Source organism: Candidatus Electronema sp. TJ (assembly GCF_048287355.1).
In the GTDB taxonomy this organism is placed as follows: Bacteria; Desulfobacterota; Desulfobulbia; order Desulfobulbales; family Desulfobulbaceae; genus Electronema.
Map to the genome: position 1 here is coordinate 12,882 of NZ_JBLWEP010000008.1, position 4,754 is coordinate 17,635.

Sequence of the window (4,754 nt, forward strand, 5' to 3'; positions counted from 1 at the left end):
CCCACTTCGGTCTCGTAGCCCGCCCAGGCCGGGATGACGCTGCTCAAGGCGATGCTGGCGAGCAGGTTATCGTCGTCCTTCATGTGCGAGGCATCAACAGCGATGGACGTGATGCCCGCGTCAAACATGCTGGGAATCTCGGTGCGGGCAAAGGGCAGGTCTGCGGCGGACTTGATCCCGTAGTGGTCGGCATGGATGGCCACAGGCACGGTGATGGCCAGCTCGTTGCAGAGCGCGTCCACCTGCCGGGCCATGTTCCAATAATTGGTGGCGCAGTAGGACGAGGCCCCGCCTTCGGAGCGGGCAATCTCGATGATCAAGGCCGCCTGTGCCCGCTGGGCGGCCATCAAGGCCCCGCGAATCACCAAGTTGCTGCGGCCATTGGCGGCCATGGTCATGGCCTTGCCCTTGCGGAGCATGGCCCGGTCGATCACCTTGCCGCTGACCAGCAAGGCGCGGGAGTTCGGGAACAGGGCTTTGATGGTGGGCGGACGGCCTACTTCCAAGGCTTTGTCAAAGTCAGCAGTATAGGACATGGTTCCTCCTTTCGTTCGGGTTGATCTGGCGATGCACTACAGGTTATGCAGCTTTGCCTCTTCCGCCGCCAGCGCTGTCAGCGGCTTTTTGACAAAGAAACGCACAGCGATGATGCTGATCTCATACAGGGCGATCAGCGGCCCGGCCATAAGGCACTGATTGACCGGATCAGGAGTGGGCGTGACAACCGCCGCGGCAATGAAGGCGATCAGCACGGCATACTTGCGGTTCCTAGCCAAGAAGGGCGCGTCCACCTTGCCCAGCTTGGCAAGAAAGACCATGAAGACCGGCAGCTCGAAGATCAGGCCAAAGGCGATGAGCAGGAAGAGGGCAAGCGAGAAGTACTCGCTCACCGCTGGCATAGGCTCCAGAAAGGCATTGGAATAGCCCAGGAGAAAGCGGAATGTCGGCGGGAAGATGACCAAGTGGCCAAAGGCCGCGCCGCCAAGGAAGCAGAGGGACGAGACCACGGTGAACGGCAGCAGTGCCCGCTTCTCGTGCTGGTACAGCCCAGGAGCGACAAAGCGCCATGTCTGGTGGAAGATCACCGGGCTGGCCAGGAGCAGTCCGGCTGCCAGCGCCAGCTTGAGATAGAAGAAGAAGCCTTCCTGATAGGAGCTGAAGATCAGGCTCTTGCTCTCCGGCATGACTTGCACCAGCGGGGCGAGGAACCAGTCCGCCACAGGCTGTATCACCGCATAGGCAATGGCGAAGCCGGCAAAGGCGGCGGCCAGCGAGACGATCAGGCAGGAGCGCAGCTCGGCAAGGTGCTCAGTCAGCGGCTGCTGAGGCAATGATTCCTGATCGTTCATGGCGGTTGCGCTCCTTCGGGCAGAGGTTCTGCCGCCAGCATACCCTGTTCCGTCCGTGCTGTCAAACCCCCAGCGGCACACAGGGATTGACTTCCGGCCCTGTTCACTGCTACACTGCGGGCAGACAGCTCTTTCAAAAGCACCTGTGAAACGCAACCCCCGCAGCGCAGACCATGCCCAACCTTCTTATTGTTGACGACGAGCAGAGCATGCGGGACTTCCTCAGCATACTCTTCTATCGGGAAGGCTGCGCCGTCACTGCCGCGCCCACTGCCGAGGCCGCGCTGGCCGCTGTCGCGCAGAAGGACTTTGACGCGGTGATCTCGGATGTGCGGATGCCGGGCATGGGCGGGCTGTCCCTGCTGGCCGAGCTGAAGAGCCGCAAGCCTGAGCTGCCGGTGATCATGGTCACGGCCTTCGCCTCGCCTGACGACGCGGTGCAGGCGATGAAGAACGGGGCCTTTGACTACTTGTCCAAGCCCTTCAACGTGGATGAGCTGCGCAAGGTGGTGCGGGCCGCTCTGGCCAAGCGCAAGGCGGACGCGGCGGCGGACGCGGCGGGAGCAGGTCTGCCAGGCATCATCGGCAGCAGCGCGGAGATGCTGAAGATCGCCGACCTCATCCGCCGGGTCGCGCCCACCCCGGCCAGCGTGCTCATCACCGGCGAGTCCGGCACCGGCAAGGAGCTGATCGCCAAGGCTGTCCATGACCTGTCCAAGGTCGCTGCCAATCCCTTTGTGGCCATCAATTGCAGCGCCATCCCGGAGAGCCTGCTGGAGAGCGAGCTGTTCGGCCATGTCAGAGGCTCCTTCACCGGCGCAGTGGCGGACAAGGCCGGCCTCTTCGAGCAGGCGCACACCGGCACGGTCTTCTTGGACGAGATTGGCGAGCTGACTCTGCCCATCCAGACCAAGCTCCTGCGGGTGCTCCAGGAGCGGCAGATCATGCCGGTCGGCTCCGCCCGCACCAAGCAGGTGGATGTGCGCATCGTCGCCGCCACCAACCGCAATCTGGAGGAGGAGGTCATGGAGAAGCGGTTCAGGGAAGACCTCTTCTACCGCCTGGCCGTGGTGCCGGTGCGCCTGCCGCCGCTGCGCGAGCGCAAGGGCGACGTGCCGCTGCTGGTTGATCACTTCCTCAAGAAATACGCCAAGCTGATGGGCAGGGAGGCGCAGAGCGTCTCCTCCTACGGCATGGAAGTCTTGATGAACTACAGTTTCCCTGGTAATGTGCGGGAATTGGAGAACATCATCGAGCGCGGCGTGGCGCTGGAGTCCTCCAACATCATCCTGCCGGAAAGCCTGATCCTTTCCACCCGCAAGGAGGAGAGGAGCGCAGCTCCTCCTCCGCCGGTCAAAGAGCCGCTCTTCATCGGTGCGCGGGACGAGGCTGAGCTGTTCGACCGGGGCTTGGAGGCGAGCGTGGAGCGGATGGAGAAGAAGATGATCCTGCACGCCATCGAGGCGGCGGAAGGCTCCAAAATGCGGGCTGCTGACCTGCTCAAGATCAGCTTCCGCTCCCTGCGCTACAAGACCAAGAAGTATGGCATTGACTGAAACCGCAATGGCTGCCGCTCAACACCTTCCTTCTACAGGCTTGGCCGAGATGAAGAACCGACTGATCAGCGAGCTGTCGCCCCGGCAGAGCAGCGGCGAGCAGCTGCGCCTGCACATCCTCTGGCTGCTGATGATCCGGGTGCTGCTCTTCACCCTGCTGATCGCGGTCACGGTGGTGCTGCAAACCAAGGGCCGGGACATCATCCTGCCGCCGCCTGCTGTGACCATGGCCTTCCTCTCCGTGGTCTTCATCTACTCCATCGGCTCGGCAGGCCTGCTCCAGAACATGATCAAGCACCTGCCCCGCTTCGGCCTGCTCCAGCTCCTCTCTGATGCTGTCTTCGCCGCCCTGCTGGTGGCGGGGACAGGATGCAGCCAGTCGATCTTCACCCCGGTCTTCATCTTCCCGGTGATCACGGGCGGGATGAGCCTCAGCCGCACCGGCGGCCTGATTGCGGCGGCGGCGGCATCCATCCTCTACGGCGGCATCCTCGCCTGCGAGTATCTGGGCTATATCCCCCTTTTCTACGCCCAGACCCGCTACGTGCCGCCGACCGACTACCTTGCGCTGACCAATGTGTATTCGGTCTATGGGATCACCTTCTTCACCATCGGCCTGCTCAGCAACCTGCTCGCCGGGCGGCTGCGCAAGACCGAAGAGGCCCTCTCGCAGACCTTTGTCCAGTTCGACCGGCTCAATCAGCTCTACAAGCAGGTCTTTGACGACATCGGCACCGGCATCGTCACAGTGGACGGACGCAACCGGATCAGCTCCTGCAACCCGGCCTTTGAGCGGATCAGCGGCTTCAGCACCGCCGAGCTGCTCGGCCTGCCCTTCAACAGCTTCTTCCCGGCCGGGATGCTGACTGAGACCGACCAGAGCAGACAGGTGGCGGACTTGCAGCGCAAGGACGGGGGGATGACACGGGTGCGGCACACCTTCGCCCATCTCAAGCTGCCGCCAGATCCGGCCCTGAACGATCCTGGCGGGGCGCAGTGCAAGGTCATCACCGTGCAGGATGTCAGCCTGCTGGAGCAGATGGAGCAGCAGATGCGCAACACGGAGAAGCTGGCCGCCATCGGCGAGCTGAGCGCGGCTGTCGCCCACGACTTCCGCAACCCCATCGCCGCCATCTCCGGCTCAGCCCAGCTCCTGAAGAACGTTCATGCGGCGGACAGCAGCCCTGATCCCCTCAGCCGGGCCAACCGCCATCTGACCGAGATCATCATCAGGGAGTCAGCGCGGATGGAGAAGACCATCACCGACTTCCTCCAGTTCGCCCGGCCGCAGGCCCTGACCTTGGAATGGTTCGACCTGCGGCGGCTCTGCGAGGAGACCATCCGCCAAGTCAAGGGCAAGGAGTCCTGCCCGCTCACTGCCGCGATGGAGCTGGACATCCCTGCCCACCTCGACTGCTGGGCCGACCGCCAGCTGGTGCAGACACTGCTCACGCATCTGCTGGAGAACAGCTGCGCCGCTGCGGCCCAGACCGGCCAGTGGCCGGTGCTGGTGCGGGCGCGGGAGGAAAACGGACGCAACTGCGTCTGCCTCGCGGTGCTGGACCGAGGCCCCGGCATAGCCGAAGAGCTGCGCGAGGTGATCTTCACCCCCTTCTTCTCGACCAAGGCCAACTGCGCCGGGCTGGGCCTGTCCATCGTCCGCCAGCTGGCCGAGCAGCACGGCGGCAAAGTCCGCCTGCTGGAGCCAGAAGACGGTCCCGGCTGCGTGATGGAAGTCTGCCTGCCCCTGCCCTCTCTGCCCGACGAGTATTAACCTTCCGCGCCGCAAGCCAATCCGATGTGCGGCCGGGTATGAGCATGCTGATACTTGGCGAGTCAGCATGCTCAT

4 protein-coding genes are annotated in these 4,754 nt (G+C 63.5%); 2 read left to right on the forward strand and 2 right to left on the reverse strand.

What is annotated here, in order from left to right; genetic code table 11:
• Positions 1 to 536: class II fructose-bisphosphate aldolase (locus ACNKID_RS01310; protein WP_417911625.1), on the reverse strand; the 536-nt coding region annotated here is incomplete at its 3' end.
• Positions 537 to 572: 36 nt separating this feature from the next.
• Positions 573 to 1,349, reverse strand: a complete 777-nt coding sequence (gene tatC, locus ACNKID_RS01315) for a twin-arginine translocase subunit TatC (RefSeq protein WP_417911626.1) — start codon at positions 1,347 to 1,349, stop codon at positions 573 to 575.
• Between the two features lie 173 nt (positions 1,350 to 1,522).
• On the opposite strand from tatC, the gene ACNKID_RS01320 reads away from it, so the two are divergent.
• Complete coding sequence (locus ACNKID_RS01320) at positions 1,523 to 2,905, forward strand: sigma-54-dependent transcriptional regulator (protein ID WP_417911627.1); 1,383 nt, start codon at positions 1,523 to 1,525, stop codon at positions 2,903 to 2,905.
• A gap of 7 nt (positions 2,906 to 2,912) precedes the next feature.
• Complete coding sequence (locus ACNKID_RS01325; RefSeq protein WP_417911628.1) at positions 2,913 to 4,679, forward strand: two-component system sensor histidine kinase NtrB; 1,767 nt, start codon at positions 2,913 to 2,915, stop codon at positions 4,677 to 4,679.
• The last annotated feature ends 75 nt before the right edge of the window (positions 4,680 to 4,754 follow it).

Coding starts and splice junctions, on each gene's coding strand:
- tatC (WP_417911626.1), bottom strand. CDS start 1,349: ATGAACGATCAGGAATCATTGCCTCAGCAGCCGCTGACTGAGCACCTT.
- ACNKID_RS01325 (WP_417911628.1), top strand. CDS start 2,913: ATGGCTGCCGCTCAACACCTTCCTTCTACAGGCTTGGCCGAGATGAAG.
- ACNKID_RS01320 (WP_417911627.1), top strand. CDS start 1,523: ATGCCCAACCTTCTTATTGTTGACGACGAGCAGAGCATGCGGGACTTC.